Annotated in this window: 15 protein-coding genes; 9 read left to right on the forward strand and 6 right to left on the reverse strand. The window is 59.7% G+C overall.

Annotation, left to right across the window (positions count from 1 at the left end):
• Positions 1 to 114 precede the first annotated feature (114 nt).
• Positions 115 to 2,340: an NADP-dependent isocitrate dehydrogenase gene (locus ACM530_RS22265; protein WP_416363173.1), complete on the reverse strand. Its 2,226-nt coding sequence runs from the start codon at positions 2,338 to 2,340 to the stop codon at positions 115 to 117.
• Positions 2,341 to 2,833: 493 nt separating this feature from the next.
• On the opposite strand from ACM530_RS22265, the gene icd reads away from it, so the two are divergent.
• Entirely contained in the window at positions 2,834 to 4,090 is a 1,257-nt protein-coding gene (gene icd / locus ACM530_RS22270) for an NADP-dependent isocitrate dehydrogenase (protein ID WP_122729012.1), read from the forward strand.
• A gap of 79 nt (positions 4,091 to 4,169) precedes the next feature.
• Here icd and cspD read toward each other — a convergent pair whose 3' ends face one another.
• Positions 4,170 to 4,481: a cold shock domain-containing protein CspD gene (gene cspD / locus ACM530_RS22275; RefSeq protein WP_145164692.1), complete on the reverse strand. Its 312-nt coding sequence runs from the start codon at positions 4,479 to 4,481 to the stop codon at positions 4,170 to 4,172.
• A gap of 223 nt (positions 4,482 to 4,704) precedes the next feature.
• Between cspD and clpS the strand changes: the two genes are divergently transcribed.
• Together clpS and clpA are read left to right on the forward strand one after the other, a co-directional pair.
• Positions 4,705 to 5,073, forward strand: a complete 369-nt coding sequence (gene clpS, locus ACM530_RS22280; protein ID WP_005789091.1) for an ATP-dependent Clp protease adapter ClpS — start codon at positions 4,705 to 4,707, stop codon at positions 5,071 to 5,073.
• A 29-nt stretch (positions 5,074 to 5,102) separates the two neighbouring features.
• The gene (gene clpA, locus ACM530_RS22285; RefSeq protein WP_416363174.1) at positions 5,103 to 7,373 is read left to right on the forward strand and encodes an ATP-dependent Clp protease ATP-binding subunit ClpA; all 2,271 of its coding nucleotides are present in this window, start codon (positions 5,103 to 5,105) and stop codon (positions 7,371 to 7,373) included.
• A gap of 220 nt (positions 7,374 to 7,593) precedes the next feature.
• On the opposite strand, the gene infA is transcribed toward clpA, so the two are convergent.
• From infA to aat, 3 genes are all read right to left on the reverse strand, one after another.
• Positions 7,594 to 7,812, reverse strand: a complete 219-nt coding sequence (gene infA / locus ACM530_RS22290; RefSeq protein ID WP_002553999.1) for a translation initiation factor IF-1 — start codon at positions 7,810 to 7,812, stop codon at positions 7,594 to 7,596.
• Positions 7,813 to 7,912: 100 nt separating this feature from the next.
• A complete protein-coding gene (locus ACM530_RS22295; RefSeq protein WP_145164694.1) occupies positions 7,913 to 8,620 on the reverse strand; it encodes an arginyltransferase in 708 nt (235 codons plus the stop codon).
• 56 nt (positions 8,621 to 8,676) lie between these two features.
• Complete coding sequence (gene aat / locus ACM530_RS22300; RefSeq protein WP_416363175.1) at positions 8,677 to 9,357, reverse strand: leucyl/phenylalanyl-tRNA--protein transferase; 681 nt, start codon at positions 9,355 to 9,357, stop codon at positions 8,677 to 8,679.
• Positions 9,358 to 9,855: 498 nt separating this feature from the next.
• Here aat and ACM530_RS22305 point away from each other — a divergent pair, with 498 nt between their 5' ends.
• From ACM530_RS22305 to cysG, 6 genes are read left to right on the forward strand one after another with little or no spacing between them, the layout of a single operon-like run.
• Positions 9,856 to 12,264 (forward strand): DNA translocase FtsK, encoded by a 2,409-nt coding sequence (locus ACM530_RS22305; protein WP_242199473.1) that lies wholly within the window; start codon positions 9,856 to 9,858, stop codon positions 12,262 to 12,264.
• A 54-nt stretch (positions 12,265 to 12,318) separates the two neighbouring features.
• Entirely contained in the window at positions 12,319 to 12,942 is a 624-nt protein-coding gene (gene lolA, locus ACM530_RS22310) for an outer membrane lipoprotein chaperone LolA (RefSeq protein WP_106579857.1), read from the forward strand.
• Positions 12,943 to 12,969: 27 nt separating this feature from the next.
• Positions 12,970 to 14,292 carry a replication-associated recombination protein A gene (locus tag ACM530_RS22315; RefSeq protein WP_106579856.1) on the forward strand — a complete coding sequence of 441 codons (1,323 nt, stop codon included), beginning with the start codon at positions 12,970 to 12,972 and terminating at the stop codon, positions 14,290 to 14,292.
• Positions 14,292 to 14,666, forward strand: coding sequence for a fluoride efflux transporter CrcB (gene crcB / locus ACM530_RS22320; protein WP_034098661.1), 375 nt, complete (start codon positions 14,292 to 14,294; stop codon positions 14,664 to 14,666). The genes ACM530_RS22315 and crcB overlap by 1 nt, the downstream gene beginning before the upstream one ends.
• Before the next feature lie 15 nt (positions 14,667 to 14,681).
• Complete coding sequence (serS, locus tag ACM530_RS22325) at positions 14,682 to 15,962, forward strand: serine--tRNA ligase (RefSeq protein WP_145164715.1); 1,281 nt, start codon at positions 14,682 to 14,684, stop codon at positions 15,960 to 15,962.
• Entirely contained in the window at positions 15,963 to 17,357 is a 1,395-nt protein-coding gene (cysG, locus tag ACM530_RS22330) for a siroheme synthase CysG (protein WP_119736257.1), read from the forward strand.
• A gap of 190 nt (positions 17,358 to 17,547) precedes the next feature.
• On the opposite strand, the gene ACM530_RS22335 is transcribed toward cysG, so the two are convergent.
• Entirely contained in the window at positions 17,548 to 18,543 is a 996-nt protein-coding gene (locus ACM530_RS22335; RefSeq protein ID WP_416363176.1) for a glutathione S-transferase family protein, read from the reverse strand.
• Between the last annotated feature and the right edge of the window lie 74 nt (positions 18,544 to 18,617).

The raw sequence follows: 18,617 nt of genomic DNA on the forward strand, positions 1-18,617 counted from the left end.
GATCCATCGCTATCGGGGGCAAGCCCCCTCCCACATTTGATCCGGCTTCTTGCGTAGAACGGCAAAAACAGAAACCCCGGCACGGGGCCGGGGCTTCTTTGCATCCTTACAACCTTACTTCAACTTGGCAATCGCCGCGTTGAGGGTGTTGCTTGGGCGCATGGCTTTGCTGGTCAGCTCCGGGTTCGGCGCGTAGTAGCCGCCGATGTCCACTGGCTTGCCCTGCACGGCGTTCAGCTCGGCAACGATGGTCGCCTCGTTGTCGCTCAGGGTTTTGGCCAATTCGCCGAACTGCGCTTGCAGTGCAGTGTCTTCGGTCTGGGCGGCCAGGGCTTGAGCCCAGTACAGCGCCAGGTAGAAGTGGCTGCCGCGGTTGTCGATGTTGCCGACTTTGCGCGATGGCGACTTGTTGTTGTCCAAGAACTGGCCAGTGGCCTGGTCCAGGGTCTTGGACAGCACCAGGGCTTTCGGGTTGTTGTAAGTGACACCCAAATGCTCAAGGGATGCTGCCAGGGCCAGGAACTCGCCCAGGGAATCCCAGCGCAGGAAGTTCTCTTCAACCAGCTGCTGCACGTGTTTCGGAGCCGAACCGCCGGCGCCGGTTTCGAACAGGCCACCGCCGTTCATCAGCGGCACGATCGACAGCATCTTGGCGCTGGTGCCCAGTTCCATGATCGGGAACAGGTCGGTCAGGTAGTCGCGCAGTACGTTGCCGGTCACCGAGATGGTGTCCAGGCCTTTGCGGGTGCGCTCCAGGGTGAACTTCATCGCGTCGACCGGCGACATGATGCGGATGTCCAGGCCGTCGGTGTTGTGGTCTTTCAGGTAGGCCTGAACTTTCTCGACCACGACGCCGTCGTGCGCGCGCTGTGGGTCCAGCCAGAAAATGGCCGGGGTGCTGCTGGCGCGGGCACGGTTGACGGCCAGTTTGACCCAGTCCTGGATCGGCGCGTCTTTGGTCTGGCACATGCGGAAGATGTCGCCGGCTTCAACAGTCTGTTCCATCAGCAGGTTGCCCTTGCTGTCGGTGACGCGGACAACGCCGTCAGCCTTGATCTGGAAGGTCTTGTCGTGAGAGCCGTACTCTTCGGCTTTCTTTGCCATCAGGCCAACGTTTGGCACGCTGCCCATGGTGGTTGGGTCGAAAGCGCCATTGGCCTTGCAGTCTTCGATGACGGCTTGGTAGATGGTGGCGTAGCAGCGATCCGGGATCACCGCCTTGGTGTCGTGCAGCTGGCCGTCGGTGCCCCACATCTTGCCGGAGTCACGGATCATGGCCGGCATCGAGGCGTCGACGATCACGTCGCTCGGCACGTGCAGGTTGGTGATGCCTTTGTCGGAGTTGACCATCGCAAGCGATGGGCGAGCGGCGTAGACCGCCTGAATGTCGGCTTCGATCTGCGCTTGCTGCTCGGCCGGCAAGGCCTTGATGCGAGCGTACAGGTCGCCGATGCCGTTGTTCAGGTTGAAGCCGATCTGCTCCAGCACGGCAGCGTGCTTGGTCAGGGCGTCTTTATAGAACTCGGCAACGATCTGGCCGAACATGATCGGGTCGGAGACCTTCATCATGGTGGCTTTAAGGTGAACCGACAGCAGCACGCCTTGTTTCTTGGCGTCTTCGATTTCGGCGGCGATGAACGCGCGCAGGGCTTTTTTGCTCAGCACGGCGGTGTCGATGATTTCGCCAGCTTGTACCGAAGTCTTTTCTTTCAGCACGGTGGCGGTGCCGTCTTTGGCAACCAGCTCGATCTTCACTGCGTCAGCGGCTTCGATCTGTACGGCTTTTTCGCTGCCGTAGAAGTCGCCGTTGCTCATGTGAGCGACGTGCGACTTGGAGTCTGCAGCCCAGGCGCCCATTTTGTGCGGGTGCTTGCGTGCGTAGTTCTTGACCGACAGCGGCGCGCGGCGGTCAGAGTTGCCTTCGCGCAGTACCGGGTTCACGGCGCTGCCCTTGACCTTGTCGTAACGTGCACGGGTTTCTTTTTCCGCGTCGGTGGTTACGGTTTCCGGGTAGTCCGGCAGGGCGTAGCCCTGGGCCTGCAGCTCCTTGATCGCCGCTTGCAGCTGCGGGGTCGAGGCGCTGATGTTAGGCAGCTTGATGATGTTGGCTTCAGGCGTAACGGCCAGGTCGCCCAGTTCGGCGAGGTGGTCCGGGATAGCCTTGGTGCCCAGTTGCTCGGGGAAGCTTGCGAGGATGCGCGCGGCGAGGGAAATGTCGCGGGTTTCCACAGCAATATCAGCGGAAGCGGTGAAGGCCTCTACGATAGGCAGCAATGAATAGGTGGCGAGGGCTGGGGCTTCGTCGGTGAAGGTGTAGATGATCTTCGAGCGGGTGGGCATATTCGGATTAACTCTCTTCTTTGCTGAAAGCGTGCGCAGAAACTCGAGATGCGCCGGGTGGAGCGCGTTCGTTCAAAGTCATCCATGAGCGAAATGTCGAGGTTTCTTCGCGGTGATGTTGGGTTGCATCAGTCGAGCGTCAAGCGGGTGGACTATTGTAATAGTCCTGCTTTCTGGCTGAAGGCTACTGTCTAGAGCGGTCAGCTGTCGTGACTCTTGGGTCAGCGGCGGCATTATACATACGTCGCTATGCTTACGCCGAGCCTTCATACAAAAGGTGCGTCGTCCATTGGTCTAAAGGTCGCAGGTTGCCAGGTACGACTAACGTCGCACGATGTGCTCAAGATTGGCGATTTTGCCTTTGCTTTCAGGCTTGTAGGCGACCAAATATGCTGTTTTCGATGCAAATGAGCGTGGCGTGAGGTTTCAGTCGCCATATATCTGGAGTAGGCTCGAACGCAGCCAGGTGTTCAATCCATAGATGGAGTTCAGCATGGGATACAAGAAGATTCAGGTTCCGGCAGTCGGCGACAAAATCACCGTCAATGCAGACCATTCTCTCAATGTTCCTGACCAACCGATCATCCCTTATATAGAAGGCGACGGTATTGGCGTCGACATCAGCCCGGTGATGATCAAGGTGGTCGACGCCGCTGTTGAAAAGGCTTACGGCGGCAAGCGCAAGATCTCCTGGATGGAGGTTTACGCGGGCGAGAAAGCGACTCAAGTCTACGATCAGGACACCTGGCTGCCCCAGGAAACCCTGGATGCGGTCAAGGATTATGTGGTCTCCATCAAGGGGCCCCTGACCACGCCGGTCGGCGGTGGCATTCGTTCGTTGAACGTGGCCCTGCGTCAACAACTCGACCTGTATGTGTGCCTGCGCCCGGTGCGCTGGTTTGAAGGTGTGCCCAGCCCGGTCAAAAAGCCTGGCGATGTAGACATGACGATCTTTCGTGAGAACTCCGAGGATATTTACGCCGGCATCGAGTGGAAGGCCGGCTCGCCGGAAGCGATCAAGGTGATCAAGTTTCTCAAGGAAGAAATGGGCGTCACCAAGATCCGCTTCGACCAGGACTGCGGGATTGGCGTCAAGCCGGTCTCCAAAGAGGGCACCAAACGTCTGGCGCGTAAGGCCCTGCAATATGTGGTGGATAACGACCGTGATTCGCTGACCATTGTGCACAAAGGCAACATCATGAAGTTCACCGAGGGCGCCTTCAAGGAGTGGGCCTACGAAGTGGCGGCTGAGGAATTTGGTGCGACGCTGCTCGACGGTGGGCCGTGGATGCAGTTCAAAAATCCTAAAACCGGCAAGAACGTGGTGGTCAAGGACGCCATTGCCGATGCCATGCTTCAGCAAATTCTGCTACGTCCGGCCGAATATGACGTGATCGCGACCCTCAACCTGAACGGTGACTACCTTTCCGACGCCCTGGCGGCGGAGGTGGGAGGGATTGGTATTGCGCCGGGGGCCAACCTGTCCGATACCGTGGCGATGTTCGAAGCCACCCATGGCACGGCGCCCAAGTATGCGGGCAAGGATCAGGTCAACCCGGGCTCATTGATCCTGTCGGCGGAAATGATGCTGCGCCATATGGGCTGGACCGAAGCCGCCGACTTGATCATCAAGGGCACCAATGGCGCGATTTCGGCCAAGACCGTGACCTATGACTTCGAGCGCTTGATGGACGGCGCCAAGCTGGTGTCGTCATCGGGCTTTGGTGATGCGCTGATTTCGCATATGTAAATCACGGGCGATAAAAAACCGGCCATTCTGAAGTCTCGGAATGGCCGGTTTTTTGTGGGGCACTTACTGAAAAAACTGATCAGGCCGTTTGCTTCTTCTTTGATTGAGTGGGCTGATCTGTCTTGAGCTTCTTTTCGTGCATTTCTTCAGGTGGCTGCGCCTCTGTTTGCGCCTCGGCCGCCGAGATTGCAACCGCGTGCAGTCCCTTGGGCCCCTGAATGGTTTCAAATGTCACTGCTTGGCCCGCTTTCAGCGTCTTGTACCCGTCCATGGTAATCGCTGAATAATGCGCAAAGAGATCTTCTTCGGGTTTTCCTTCTGCATTTATGAAACCGTAGCCTTTGGCATTGTTAAACCATTTGACCTTGCCATTGATCTTGACGCCAGACATACCATATCCCTCTGCACCAGACTCCATCACTGGAGTATCATCCAGTTTATCCGTCCTAACCCGAATAAATAAGGTTGACTGCGCGGACCTTTTTTACCCACTGTGGGCTCTATTGGTTGTAACACTGATTCGCCGATAGTCAAGGCGACCATTGGGTCAGAGTTGAAATTCTGACAGGTCGCCCCCATCACTGTACTTGAACCACTGACGAACCTTTCTTTCCATGCATGCAAACAGCCAGATTCGACTAACATTCAATCAGGATCGCCCCGATCAGGAACATGACGACGACGGTTCTGCGGGCATTGCTGTTCAGGAAGCGAAGCCTGCCTTACAGGCGCCGCCGATGTACAAGGTGGTTTTGTTCAATGATGACTACACACCGATGGATTTCGTGGTCGAAGTGCTCGAGGTGTTTTTTAACCTGAACCGCGAGTTGGCGACCAAGGTAATGCTGGCCGTTCACACAGAAGGACGGGCAGTATGTGGAGTGTTTACCCGCGACATCGCCGAGACAAAGGCCATGCAGGTCAACCAGTACGCCAGGGAAAGCCAGCATCCGCTACTCTGTGAAATCGAGAAGGACGGTTAACGCCGACCACTTGGGTATGAGGTGAAGCTATGTTAAACCGCGAGCTCGAAGTCACCCTCAATCTTGCCTTCAAGGAGGCCCGTTCGAAGCGTCATGAATTCATGACCGTCGAGCACCTGCTGCTGGCACTTTTGGATAACGAAGCTGCCGCCACCGTGCTACGTGCGTGCGGCGCCAACCTCGACAAACTCAAGCATGACCTGCAGGAGTTTATCGACTCCACTACGCCACTGATCCCCGTGCATGACGAGGACCGCGAAACCCAGCCAACCCTGGGCTTCCAGCGGGTCTTGCAGCGTGCGGTATTCCACGTCCAGAGCTCCGGCAAGCGTGAAGTCACAGGCGCCAATGTGCTTGTGGCTATCTTCAGCGAACAGGAAAGCCAGGCAGTGTTTCTGCTCAAGCAGCAGAGCGTTGCGCGTATTGATGTCGTCAACTACATCGCCCACGGTATCTCCAAAGTGCCAGGGCACGGCGATCATTCCGAGGGTGAGCAGGATATGCAGGACGACGAGGGCGGTGAGTCTTCTTCTTCAAGCAACCCGCTGGATGCCTATGCCAGCAACCTCAACGAGTTGGCGCGCCAGGGGCGGATCGATCCGCTGGTGGGCCGCGAGCTTGAAGTTGAGCGTGTAGCGCAGATCCTCGCGCGTCGTCGCAAAAACAACCCATTGCTGGTGGGCGAGGCGGGCGTGGGTAAAACCGCGATTGCTGAAGGCCTGGCCAAACGTATTGTCGATAATCAGGTGCCTGACCTGCTGGCCAACAGTGTCGTCTACTCCCTTGACCTGGGCGCATTGCTCGCCGGGACCAAGTACCGTGGCGACTTCGAGAAGCGCTTCAAGGCGCTGCTCGGTGAACTGAAAAAGCGCCCGCAGGCGATCCTGTTTATCGATGAGATCCACACCATCATTGGTGCCGGTGCGGCTTCCGGTGGGGTGATGGACGCCTCCAACCTGCTCAAGCCGTTGCTGTCGTCGGGTGATATCCGCTGCATCGGTTCGACCACCTTTCAGGAATTTCGCGGGGTCTTCGAGAAAGACCGCGCCTTGGCGCGTCGCTTCCAGAAAGTCGACGTGTCCGAGCCTTCGGTTGAAGACACCATCGGCATCCTGCGTGGGCTCAAGGGGCGTTTCGAAGCGCACCATGGCATCGAGTACACCGATGAGGCGTTGCGCGCAGCGGCCGAGCTGGCGTCACGCTACATCAATGACCGGCATATGCCGGACAAGGCTATCGACGTCATCGATGAGGCGGGTGCCTACCAGCGCTTGCAACCCGTCGAGAAGCGCGTGAAGCGCATCGACGTGCCTCAGGTCGAGGACATCGTGGCGAAGATCGCGCGGATTCCGCCAAAACACGTCACCAGTTCCGACAAGGAACTGCTGCGTAACCTGGAGCGTGACCTCAAGCTCACCGTGTTCGGTCAGGATGCGGCCATCGACTCGCTGTCCACCGCGATCAAGCTGTCGCGCGCGGGCCTCAAGTCGCCGGACAAGCCGGTCGGTTCGTTCCTGTTCGCAGGCCCTACCGGCGTCGGCAAAACCGAGGCAGCGCGGCAGTTGGCCAAGGCCATGGGCATTGAGCTGGTGCGCTTTGATATGTCCGAATACATGGAGCGCCACACGGTGTCGCGCCTGATCGGTGCGCCTCCGGGCTACGTCGGTTTCGACCAGGGCGGTCTGTTGACCGAGGCGATCACCAAGCAGCCGCACTGCGTGTTGCTGCTCGATGAAATCGAGAAGGCCCACCCGGAAGTCTTCAACCTGCTGCTGCAGGTCATGGACCACGGGACCCTGACTGATAACAACGGGCGCAAGGCGGACTTCCGCAACGTGATCGTGATCATGACCACCAACGCCGGTGCTGAAACCGCCGCGCGGGCTTCGATCGGCTTTACGCATCAGGATCACTCCTCTGATGCGATGGAAGTGATCAAGAAAAGCTTCACGCCGGAGTTCCGCAACCGCCTGGACACCATTATCCAGTTTGGTCGCCTCAGCCATGAGGTCATCAAAAGCGTGGTGGACAAGTTCCTTACCGAGCTTCAAGCGCAGTTGGAAGACAAGCGCGTGCAGCTGGACGTAACGGACGCGGCGCGCAATTGGTTGGCGGAGGGTGGTTACGACGCGGCAATGGGCGCTCGCCCAATGGCACGTCTGATCCAGGACAAGATCAAGCGGCCATTGGCCGAAGAGATCCTGTTCGGCGAGCTCTCCGACCATGGTGGCGTGGTGCATATCGATTTGAAGGACGGCGAGCTGACCTTCGATTTCGAAACCACGGCCGAAATGGCCTGATATCGCTGACCGCAACAAAGCAAAAAGGCGCCCAAGGGCGCCTTTTTGCTGTCTGTCTCAAACACTGAAGATCAACTGTGGGAGCTGGCTTGCCTGCGATTGGATGGGTCAGTCAGCGACGCGCTTACTGTCATACCGCTATCGCCAGGCAAGCAACTCCCTTATTAATCGCGCACACACAAAAACGCCCGGCAGAACCGGGCGTTTTGTATTGACTTGATTAACGAGCGCGGTAAGTGATGCGCCCTTTGCTCAAGTCATAGGGCGTCAGCTCGACGCGCACCTTGTCACCGGTAAGAATACGAATGTAGTTCTTGCGCATCTTGCCGGAGATATGCGCGGTTACGACGTGCCCATTTTCCAACTCCACACGAAACATGGTGTTGGGCAGGGTGTCGACGACAGTGCCTTCCATTTCGAAGCTGTCTTCTTTCGACATGCAGTAAAGCCCTCGGTATCCAGTGAATGGCCCGGTGCAACTGCGCCAGGCAAAAGCGGCGTGCATTGTGCCCGAAAAAGGGTGTTTAAGCCAAGGGGTTCTAGTTAAGCGTGACCCATCTTTGATTAATAAGTAGCTCAATCGGCCGATATTGGGTCTTGTAGTTCATCTTTTTGCAGTTTTTTATCCAGTAACCGAGGTACACCGCCTCCAGTTCCAGGCGCAAGGCTTCACCGATTTGCCACAGAATTGCAAAGCGTCCCAGGCTGCGACGTTCTTCGCTTGGCTCGTAGAACGTGTACACCGCCGACAGGCCGTTGGGCAGCAGATCGGTCACGGCCACCGCCAGCAGGCGTCCGTCCAGGCGAAACTCATAGAACCGAGAAAACGGCAGGTCGCGCACCAGGAATGTCGAAAACTGATCGCGACTGGGTGGGAACATATCGCCGTCGGCATGGCGTTGTTCGATGTAGCGCTGGTAGAGATCGAAATATTCTTCGCTGTACTGAGGCTTGGTGGCGGTCACCGTCAGGTCGGCATTGCGCTTGAGGATACGTTTCTGGTTACGGTCCGGCAAAAACTGCGCAGCCGGGATGCGTGCCGGCACGCAAGCATTGCAGTTCTGGCAATGGGGGCGGTACAGGTGATCGCCGCTGCGCCGAAAACCCATCTCTGACAGGTCGGCGTACACGTGCACGTCCATTGGCTGGCTGGGGTCGAGGAACAGCGTGGTGGCCTGCTCGTCGGGCAGATAGCTGCAAGAGTGGGCTTGAGTGGCATAAAACTTCAAGCGCGCCAGCTCGGTCATGATCAACCCTCGGGATAAGCTTTGAAATAAGTGTAAGCCAGGTGCGAGAAAGTCGCCTAGGAAACCCACGGTCCAGAGCTGGGTTGGTCCAAATGGTTGCGCAGGAAGGCCGCGAAATCACTGCGCGGTATGGCGCGCGCGCCAAGGCTGTGCAGGTGATCATTGGGCATCTGGCAGTCGATCAACACAAAACCCCAGGCCTGCAACTGCCGGGTCAGGGTGGCGAAACCGAATTTCGACGCGTTGTCGGCACGGCTGAACATGGATTCGCCAAAGAACAGTTGGCCCATCGCCAGCCCATACAGGCCGCCAACCAGTTCGCCGTCATCCCACACTTCCACCGAGTGCGCGTAGCCGCGCTGGTGCAGCTCCAGGTAGGCGCTCTGGATGCCCTCGGTGATCCAAGTGCCATCGGCGTAGCTGCGCGGTGCGGCGCACGCCTGGATGACGGCAGCGAAGTCCTGGTCGAACGTCACGCTATAACGCTGCTGGCGCAGCAGTTTGCCTAGGCTGCGCGAGACATGCAGTTCGTCGGGGAATATCACGGTGCGCGGGTCGGGTGACCACCAAAGAATCGGCTGACCTTGCGAGAACCATGGAAAGCAGCCATGGCGGTAAGCCTCGATCAGGCGTTCGGCCGACAGGTCGCCGCCGGCGGCAAGCAGGCCATTGGGTTCGCGCATGGCCTTGGCCAGCGGCGGAAAAGTCAGGGAGTCGCGTTGCAACCAGGTCAGCATGGCATCCAGGCTTACGGAAGGGGAGGGGAGTGGCAGACGGGTCGCCTGCCGCGGCAGGGGTGATTATTGTCGACACAGCGCTGTGGGGCCAGCCCGAATCGGGGATCGACGAGGATTAGCGTGAGCGCGTGTTTCTGCAACTCTGTGCCCGAGGCGCGGTCGTAATCGGGTCCAGGCAATGCAGGCCATTTGCCAAGCTTGCCTGGATTGCTAAAAACAGCTCATAAGCCTTTGTCAGCAAAGACAATGCATGCTCAAATTGAACATGCTGTGACACTTCATTTGTCTATGCTGCTCAGTGATCGGCAAGGGCGTGGCATCGCGGGCGCAAACCCGTACAATGCGGCCATTGTGGCGTTATCGCCATTTCACCCTTTCATCACCCAGTGTTAAAAGTAGATTCAGCGACGTTCGTTCATTTTTCAGCCGCTCGGATTGAGCGGTAGTGTGCAGTCATTCAACAGATGGACGCGCTAAAGGCGCAGGAAAAGACCCGTTTTGAAGAAATCCGCCGCAACACCTAAAGCAGCAGTCGTGCCGGCCTGGCGCCAGCACCTGCACTACCGACTCAAGGAAGGGGCGCTGATCGCCATCGGCGCCCTGTGCCTGTTCCTGATGATGGCCTTGCTGACCTATGGCAAGGACGATCCGGGCTGGAGCCACAACAGCAAGATCGAAGACGTGCAGAACTTCGGTGGACCTGCCGGTTCCTACAGCGCCGACATTCTGTTCATGGTGCTGGGTTACTTCGCGTATATCTTCCCGCTGTTGCTGGCGATCAAGACCTGGCAGATCTTCCGCCAGCGCCACGAGCCGTGGCAGTGGAGCGGCTGGCTGTTCTCCTGGCGCTTGATCGGCCTGGTGTTTCTGGTGCTGTCCGGTGCGGCCCTGGCGCATATCCACTTTCATGCGCCTACCGGTTTGCCGGCGGGCGCGGGCGGTGCGCTGGGCGAGAGCCTTGGCGACCTGGCGCGCAAGAGCCTGAATATCCAGGGCAGCACCTTGATGTTTATCGCGCTTTTCCTGTTCGGCCTGACGGTATTCACCGACCTGTCGTGGTTCAAGGTGATGGACGTCACCGGCAAGATCACCCTCGACCTGCTCGAATTGTTCCAGGGTGCGGCCAACCGCTGGTGGTCGGCGCGCGTTGATCGCAAACGCATGGTTGCGCAGCTGCGCGAGGTGGACACCCGCGTCAGCGAAGTGGTGGCCCCAAGCACACCAGACCGACGCGAGCAGGCCAAGGTCAAGGAACGCCTGATCGAGCGCGAGCAAGCCCTGAGCAAACATATGTCGGACCGCGAGAAGCAGGTGCCGCCGGTAATCGCCCCGGCGCCGCCCAAGGCTCCCGAGCCCAGCCATCGCGTACAGAAAGAGAAGCAGGCCCCGTTGTTTATCGACAGCGCCGTGGAAGGCACCTTGCCACCGATCTCGATTCTCGACCCGGCCGAAAAGAAACAACTCAATTATTCCCCGGAATCCCTGGCGGCCGTCGGCCATCTGCTGGAAATCAAACTCAAGGAATTCGGCGTCGAAGTTTCCGTCGACTCGATCCACCCGGGCCCGGTTATTACCCGTTACGAAATCCAGCCCGCCGCCGGCGTCAAGGTCAGCCGCATTTCCAACCTGGCCAAAGACCTGGCCCGCTCCCTGGCCGTGACCAGCGTGCGTGTGGTGGAAGTGATCCCCGGCAAGACCACCGTGGGCATCGAGATTCCCAATGAAGACCGGCAGATCGTGCGCTTCTCCGAAGTGCTGTCGACGCCGGAATACGACAACTTCAAATCGCCGGTCACCCTGGCCCTTGGCCATGATATCGGCGGCAAGCCGGTGATCACCGACCTGGCGAAAATGCCGCACTTGCTGGTTGCCGGTACCACCGGTTCCGGTAAGTCGGTAGGCGTGAACGCGATGATCCTGTCGATCCTGTTCAAGTCCGGCCCGGATGACGCCAAGCTGATCATGATCGACCCGAAGATGTTGGAATTGTCGATCTACGAGGGCATTCCGCACCTGCTCTGCCCGGTGGTCACCGACATGAAGGACGCCGCCAACGCCTTGCGTTGGAGCGTGGCCGAGATGGAGCGCCGCTACAAGCTGATGGCGAAGATGGGCGTACGAAACCTGTCCGGCTTCAACGCCAAGGTCAAGGAAGCCCAGGACGCCGGCACGCCGCTGACCGACCCGCTGTACAAGCGCGAAAATATCCACGACGAAGCGCCGCTGCTGACCAAGCTGCCGACCATCGTGGTTGTGGTCGACGAATTTGCCGACATGATGATGATCGTCGGCAAGAAGGTTGAAGAGCTGATCGCACGTATCGCCCAGAAAGCCCGGGCTGCCGGCATTCACCTGATCCTGGCGACCCAGCGGCCATCGGTGGACGTGATCACGGGTCTGATCAAGGCCAACATCCCGACGCGGATGGCGTTCCAGGTTTCCAGCAAGATCGACTCGCGCACCATCATCGACCAGGGCGGCGCCGAGCAACTGTTGGGTCACGGTGACATGCTCTACATGCCGCCCGGCACCAGCTTGCCGATCCGGGTTCACGGCGCGTTCGTTTCCGATGACGAAGTACACCGCGTGGTGGAAGCCTGGAAACTGCGCGGCGCGCCGGAATACAACGACGACATCCTCGCCGGTGTCGAAGAGGCCGGCAGCGGCTTCGACGGTGGCAGCAGCGGTGGCGACGACGACGCCGAAACCGACGCGCTGTACGACGAAGCCGTGGCGTTCGTGCTTGAAAGCCGCCGTGCCTCGATCTCTGCGGTACAGCGCAAACTGAAAATCGGCTACAACCGCGCCGCCCGCATGATCGAAGCCATGGAAAACGCTGGCGTCGTGACCGCAATGAACACCAACGGCTCGCGCGAAGTCATCGCCCCCGGGCAGATGCGCGACTGATCTCGTGCCGCGTGGCAGCACGCGGCTCGCCTTAACGACTCAATGAGGACTCCCATGCGTCTTATCCGCATGCTGTTGTTGCCGGCCCTGGCCCTGACTGCTGTTTCGGCCCACGCTGATCCGGCCTCCGTGGCCAGCCTGACCAACCTGTTGGACAAATCCAAGACCCTGACGGCGCGCTTCTCCCAGCTGACCCTGGATGGCGGCGGCACCCAGTTGCAGGAAACCGCCGGTGAAATGGCCGTGCAGCGCCCGGGCCTGTTTTACTGGAAAACCGACGCGCCGAACGAGCAGACCATCGTCTCCGACGGCCAGAAAGTCACCTTGTGGGACCCGGACCTGGAGCAGGCGACCATCAAAAAGCTCGACCCGCGCCTGAACCAGACGCCGGCGCTGCTGCTGTCGGGCGATGTGTCGAAAATCAGCGACAGTTTTGATATCACCTCCAAGCAAACCAGCAACGTGATTGAGTTCACCCTCAAGCCTAAGTCCAAGGACACGTTGTTCGACAGCCTGCAGCTATCGTTTGGCAATGGCGTGATCAACAACATGCGCCTGATCGACAGCGTTGGTCAGCGCACCGATATCTTGTTCTCCGCGGTCAAGGCCAACGGCGTTGTCGATGCCTCCAAGTTCAAGTTCGTCATCCCCAAGGGTGCCGACGTGATCCAGGAATAAACTGTTTAGAGGTTTCAAGCGCTGCCCATGGATTTGTTTCGAAGTGACCCGATTGCTCAACCCTTGGCCGCGCGTTTGCGTTCGACCAACCTGGACGAGTACGTCGGGCAAGAACACCTGCTCGCTCGCGGCAAGCCATTGCGCGAAGCCCTGGAGCAGGGTGCGCTGCACTCGATGATTTTCTGGGGGCCGCCAGGCGTGGGTAAGACCACCCTGGCGCGCTTGCTGGCGAAGGTCTCGGATGCGCACTTCGAAACGGTTTCGGCGGTGTTGGCGGGGGTCAAGGAGATCCGCCAGGCGGTTGAGGTGGCCAAGCAGCAGGCCGGGCAGTATGGCAAGCGCACCATCCTGTTCGTTGATGAGGTGCATCGCTTCAACAAGTCGCAGCAGGATGCGTTTTTGCCGTATGTGGAGGACGGCACGCTGATTTTTATCGGCGCCACCACCGAAAACCCGTCGTTTGAACTCAACAACGCGCTGCTGTCGCGGGCGCGGGTCTATGTGCTCAAGAGCCTGGACGAAGCGGCGATGCGCAAGCTGTTGCAGCGTGCATTGAGCGAAGACAAGGGCCTGGGCAAGCGCCAGCTCAGCCTCAGCGACGAAGGCTTCAAGATTTTGATGAGCGCCGCCGATGGCGACGGTCGTCGCTTTCTCAACCTGCTGGAAAACGCGTCGGATCTGGCTGAAGACCACAGCGAGATCGGCGTCGACCTCCTGCAAAGCCTGCTGGGCGACACCCGCCGGCGCTTCGACAAGGGCGGCGAAGCCTTCTACGACCAGATATCGGCGCTGCACAAATCCGTACGCGGCTCCAACCCTGACGGCGCGCTGTACTGGTTTGCGCGGATGATCGACGGCGGCTGCGACCCGTTGTACCTGGCGCGCCGTGTGGTGCGCATGGCCAGCGAAGACATCGGCAATGCCGACCCGCGCGCGCTGAGCCTGTGCCTCGCCGCCTGGGAAGTGCAGGAACGCCTCGGCAGCCCGGAAGGCGAGTTGGCGGTCGCGCAGGCCATCACTTACTTGGCGTGCGCACCCAAAAGCAACGCCGTGTACATGGGCTTCAAGTCGGCCCTGCGCGCCGCGGCCGAACACGGCTCGCTGGAAGTGCCGTTGCACCTGCGCAACGCCCCGACCAAGCTGATGAAACAATTGGGCTACGGCGACGAATACCGCTATGCCCATGACGAGCCGGACGCCTATGCCGCCGGTGAAGATTATTTTCCCGATGAGCTTGAGCCGCAGCCGTTCTACCAGCCGGTGCCCCGTGGGCTGGAGCTGAAGATTGGTGAAAAGCTCAATCACCTCGCCCAACTCGATCGCCTCAGCCCCAAACAGCGGAGAAAGTAGTGCTCAAGACCATTCTTGCCGTGTCCGTAGCCGGCATCGCTGGTACATTATTGCGTTTCGCCACCGGTACCTGGGTGAGCGCCAATTGGCCCAAGCATTTTTATGCGGCGACCCTGGCGGTCAACCTGGTGGGTTGCTTGATCATCGGGCTGTTGTACGGCTGGTTCCTGTTGCGCCCGGAAGTGCCGATTGAGATTCGCGCCGGCTTGATTGTCGGCTTTGTAGGCGGTCTGACGACCTTTTCATCCTTTTCACTGGATACGCTGCGCCTGCTGGAAAGCGGGCAAGCCCTGGTCGCCTTCGGCTACTTGGGCATCAGCGTGTTCGGCGGGCTGCTCGCCACCTGGGCTGGCCTGTCCTTGACCAAACTTTGATAACGAGAGACCGACATGCTCGATTCCAAACTGTTACGTAGCAACCTTCAGGACGTAGCGGACCGCCTGGCATCCCGTGGCTTTGCCTTGGATGTTGCGCGCATCGAAGCGCTGGAAGAACAGCGCAAGACCGTCCAGACCCGCACCGAAGCACTGCAGGCTGAGCGCAATGCACGTTCCAAATCCATCGGTCAGGCCAAGCAGCGCGGTGAAGACATTGCGCCGCTGATGGCCGACGTCGAGCGTATGGGCACTGAGCTGTCCGACGGCAAAGTCGAGCTGGAAGGCATTCAGAGCGAGCTGGACTCGATCCTGCTGGGCATCCCCAACCTGCCGCACGAATCGGTGCCGATTGGCGAAGACGAAGACGGCAACGTCGAGGTGCGCCGCTGGGGCACGCCCAAGGCCTTTGATTTCGAGATCAAGGACCACGTTGCGCTCGGCGAGCTGACCGGTGGTCTGGATTTTGAAACCGCCGCCAAAATGTCCGGCGCACGCTTTGCCTTGCTGCGCGGCCCGATCGCGCGCATGCACCGCGCCCTGGCGCAGTTCATGATCAACCTGCACACCGCCGAGCACGGCTACGAAGAGGCCTACACCCCGTACCTGGTGCAGGCGCCGGCGCTGATGGGCACCAGCCAGCTGCCGAAATTCGAAGAAGACCTGTTCAAGATCAGCCGCGACGGCGAAGCCGACCTGTACCTGATCCCGACGGCCGAAGTGTCGCTGACCAACATCGTCGCCGGCGAGATCCTCGACGCCAAGCAGCTGCCGATCAAGTTCGTAGCCCACAGCCCGTGCTTTCGCAGTGAAGCCGGTGCTTCGGGGCGCGATACCCGCGGCATGATCCGCCAGCACCAGTTCGACAAAGTCGAGATGGTGCAAGTGGTCGAGCCGTCGACCTCGATGGAAGCCCTGGAAGGCCTGACCGCCAACGCCGAGCGCGTGCTGCAACTGCTGGAGCTGCCGTATCGCGTCCTGGCGCTGTGCACCGGCGACATGGGGTTCAGTGCCGTGAAGACCTACGACCTCGAAGTGTGGGTGCCGAGCCAGGACAAATACCGCGAGATTTCGTCGTGCTCCAACTGCGGTGATTTCCAGGCCCGTCGCATGCAGGCGCGTTTCCGCAACCCGGAAACCGGCAAGCCGGAGCTGGTGCACACCCTCAACGGTTCGGGTCTGGCCGTCGGCCGTACGCTCGTAGCCGTGTTGGAAAACTACCAGCAGGCTGACGGTTCGATTCGTGTACCTGAAGTGCTCAAGCCTTACATGGCGGGCGTTGAGGTCATCGGCTAAATGGAATTTCTGCCGCTGTTTCATAACCTGCGCGGCAGTCGTGTGTTGGTCGTCGGTGGCGGGGAGATTGCCTTGCGCAAATCCCGGCTGCTGGCCGACGCCGGTGCGTTGTTGCGGGTGGTTGCTCCCCAGATCGAAGACCAGTTGCGTGAACTGGTGCTGGGCAGTGGCGGGGAACTGATTTTGCGCGGTTATCAGGAGCCCGACCTCGACGGTTGCACCCTGATCATCGCCGCGACCGACGACGAGCCGCTGAACGCGCAAGTGTCCAGTGATGCCAAGCGTCGCTGCGTGCCGGTCAACGTGGTGGACGCGCCAGCCTTGTGCAGCGTGATCTTCCCGGCGATTGTCGACCGTTCGCCCTTGGTGATTGCAGTGTCCAGTGGCGGCGATGCGCCGGTGCTGGCACGCCTGATCCGCGCCAAGCTGGAAACCTGGATTCCGTCCACCTATGGCCAATTGGCCGGGTTGGCGGCGCGTTTTCGTGCCCAGGTCAAAGGTTTGTATCCGGATGTGCAGCAGCGTCGCGCGTTCTGGGAAGAAGTTTTCCAGGGCCCGATTGCCGACCGCCAGTTGGCCGGGCAGGGCGATGAAGCCGAGCGCCTGCTGATCGAAAAGGTCAACGGGAAACCGCCGCATGCGCCGGGCGAAGTTTACCTGGTGGGCGCAGGCCCGGGTGATCCGGACCTGCTGACCTTCCGCGCCTTGCGCCTGATGCAGCAAGCCGACGTGGTGCTGTACGACCGCTTGGTGGCGCCGGCCATTCTCGAGCTGTGCCGTCGCGATGCCGAACGGGTTTACGTCGGCAAGCGTCGCGCCGACCACGCCGTGCCGCAGGACCAGATCAACCAGCAATTGGTGGACTTGGCCAAGCAAGGCAAGCGTGTGCTGCGTCTCAAGGGTGGCGACCCGTTCATCTTTGGCCGTGGTGGCGAAGAGATCGAGGAGTTGGCGGCCCACGGCATTCCGTTTCAGGTGGTGCCGGGTATCACGGCAGCCAGTGGTTGCGCGGCGTATGCCGGGATTCCGCTGACCCATCGCGACTATGCGCAGTCGGTGCGGTTTATCACCGGGCATTTGAAAAACGGTACCTCGGACCTGCCTTGGCATGACCTCGTTGGCCCCTCGCAAACCTTGGTGTTTTACATGGGCTTGATCGGCTTGCCGATCATCTGCGAACAACTGATCAAGCATGGTCGCTCGGCGGATACGCCGGCGGCATTGATCCAGCAGGGCACCACCTCCAATCAGCGTGTCTTCACCGGCACCCTGGCGGATTTGCCGCGCATGGTGGCGGAGCATGAAGTGCATGCGCCAACACTGGTGATCGTCGGTGAAGTGGTGGTGTTGCGCGAAAAGCTGAAGTGGTTCGAAGGCGCACAGTCCCAGGTCTGACACGGCTCTTGGAGTGCGTGGTTTGAATGTGGCGAGCGGGCTTGCCCCGCGTTGGGCTGCGCAGCGGCCCTAAAACCAGACACCGCGGTTTGCTTGGCAGAACGCGGTGTTTTTACGGGGGCTGCGGCGCAGCCCAACGCGGGGCAAGCCCGCTCGCCACGAAAGCCCAATCGCTACCGGAAGAGGAGGGTCAGTTCCAGACGGCTTTACCGCTCAGCCGCTCGCGATCATGCCCGGCATCAAAATGCTGCAACGGCCCTTTCGGCACAATCCCCGTCGGATTAATGGTGCGATGGCTCGCGTAGTAATGCCCCTTGATATGCGCAAAATCCACCGTCTCGGCCACGCCTGGCCACTGATACATCTCCCTCAGCCAGTTCGACAAACTCGGGTAATCGGCAATCCGCCGCAGGTTGCATTTGAAGTGGCTGTAATACACCGCATCAAAGCGAATCAGCGTGGTGAACAGCCGCACATCGGCTTCGGTCAGGTATTCGCCGGCCAAATAGCGGTGCTTACCCAAGTGCTGCTCCAGGTGGTCCAGTTCGGCAAACACATCGTCAAACGCGCTTTCATAAGCCTTTTGCGAGGTGGCGAAGCCTGCGCGGTACACGCCGTTGTTCACGGCGGGGTAGATGCGCTCATTCAGTGCGTCAATCGCCTGGCGAAGCCCCTCGGGATAGAAGTCCAGCGTGTTGCCGGTCAGGTGGTTGAACGCGCTGTTGAACATGCGGATGATCTCCGCCGACTCATTACTGACGATGCGCTTGAGCTTCTTGTCCCACAGCACCGGCACGGTCACGCGGCCAGTGTAGTCGGCGGTGTCGGCGGTGTAGCGCTGATGCATGTAGGCAAAATCGTCGAACTTGTCGCCGGTAGAGCCGTGGGCCTTGTCGAAGGTCCAGCCGTTTTCCAGCATCAACCAACTGACCACGGACACCTCGATCAGGCTTTCCAGGCCCTTGAGCTTGCGCAGGATCAGGGTGCGATGCGCCCAGGGGCAGGCGAGGGAAACATACAGGTGGTAGCGACCGGCTTCGGCCTTGAAGCCACCTTCGCCACTCGGGCCGGGCTCACCGTCGGCGGTCACCCAATTGCGGCGCTGTGCCTGCTCGCGTTGGAAAGCGCCGTCTGCGCTACTTTCGTACCACTGGTCTTTCCAGTGTCCTTCGATCAGCAAACCCATGACTGGCTCCTTGGCTAATAAGCGTTGGAGGCCAGTGTAAAGGGATGAGTTCGAACTAAAAGCGCAAAGACTGC

Origin of the sequence: Pseudomonas sp. NFX183 (assembly GCF_047943075.1) — a bacterium.
Lineage (GTDB): Bacteria > Pseudomonadota > Gammaproteobacteria > Pseudomonadales > Pseudomonadaceae > Aquipseudomonas.

Coding starts and splice junctions, on each gene's coding strand:
- ACM530_RS22315 (WP_106579856.1), top strand. CDS start 12,970: ATGGATTTGTTTCGAAGTGACCCGATTGCTCAACCCTTGGCCGCGCGT.
- clpA (WP_416363174.1), top strand. CDS start 5,103: ATGTTAAACCGCGAGCTCGAAGTCACCCTCAATCTTGCCTTCAAGGAG.
- ACM530_RS22265 (WP_416363173.1), bottom strand. CDS start 2,340: ATGCCCACCCGCTCGAAGATCATCTACACCTTCACCGACGAAGCCCCA.
- aat (WP_416363175.1), bottom strand. CDS start 9,357: ATGCTGACCTGGTTGCAACGCGACTCCCTGACTTTTCCGCCGCTGGCC.
- ACM530_RS22335 (WP_416363176.1), bottom strand. CDS start 18,543: ATGGGTTTGCTGATCGAAGGACACTGGAAAGACCAGTGGTACGAAAGT.
- clpS (WP_005789091.1), top strand. CDS start 4,705: ATGCATGCAAACAGCCAGATTCGACTAACATTCAATCAGGATCGCCCC.
- cysG (WP_119736257.1), top strand. CDS start 15,963: ATGGAATTTCTGCCGCTGTTTCATAACCTGCGCGGCAGTCGTGTGTTG.
- icd (WP_122729012.1), top strand. CDS start 2,834: ATGGGATACAAGAAGATTCAGGTTCCGGCAGTCGGCGACAAAATCACC.
- lolA (WP_106579857.1), top strand. CDS start 12,319: ATGCGTCTTATCCGCATGCTGTTGTTGCCGGCCCTGGCCCTGACTGCT.
- infA (WP_002553999.1), bottom strand. CDS start 7,812: ATGTCGAAAGAAGACAGCTTCGAAATGGAAGGCACTGTCGTCGACACC.
- ACM530_RS22295 (WP_145164694.1), bottom strand. CDS start 8,620: ATGACCGAGCTGGCGCGCTTGAAGTTTTATGCCACTCAAGCCCACTCT.
- cspD (WP_145164692.1), bottom strand. CDS start 4,481: ATGTCTGGCGTCAAGATCAATGGCAAGGTCAAATGGTTTAACAATGCC.
- serS (WP_145164715.1), top strand. CDS start 14,682: ATGCTCGATTCCAAACTGTTACGTAGCAACCTTCAGGACGTAGCGGAC.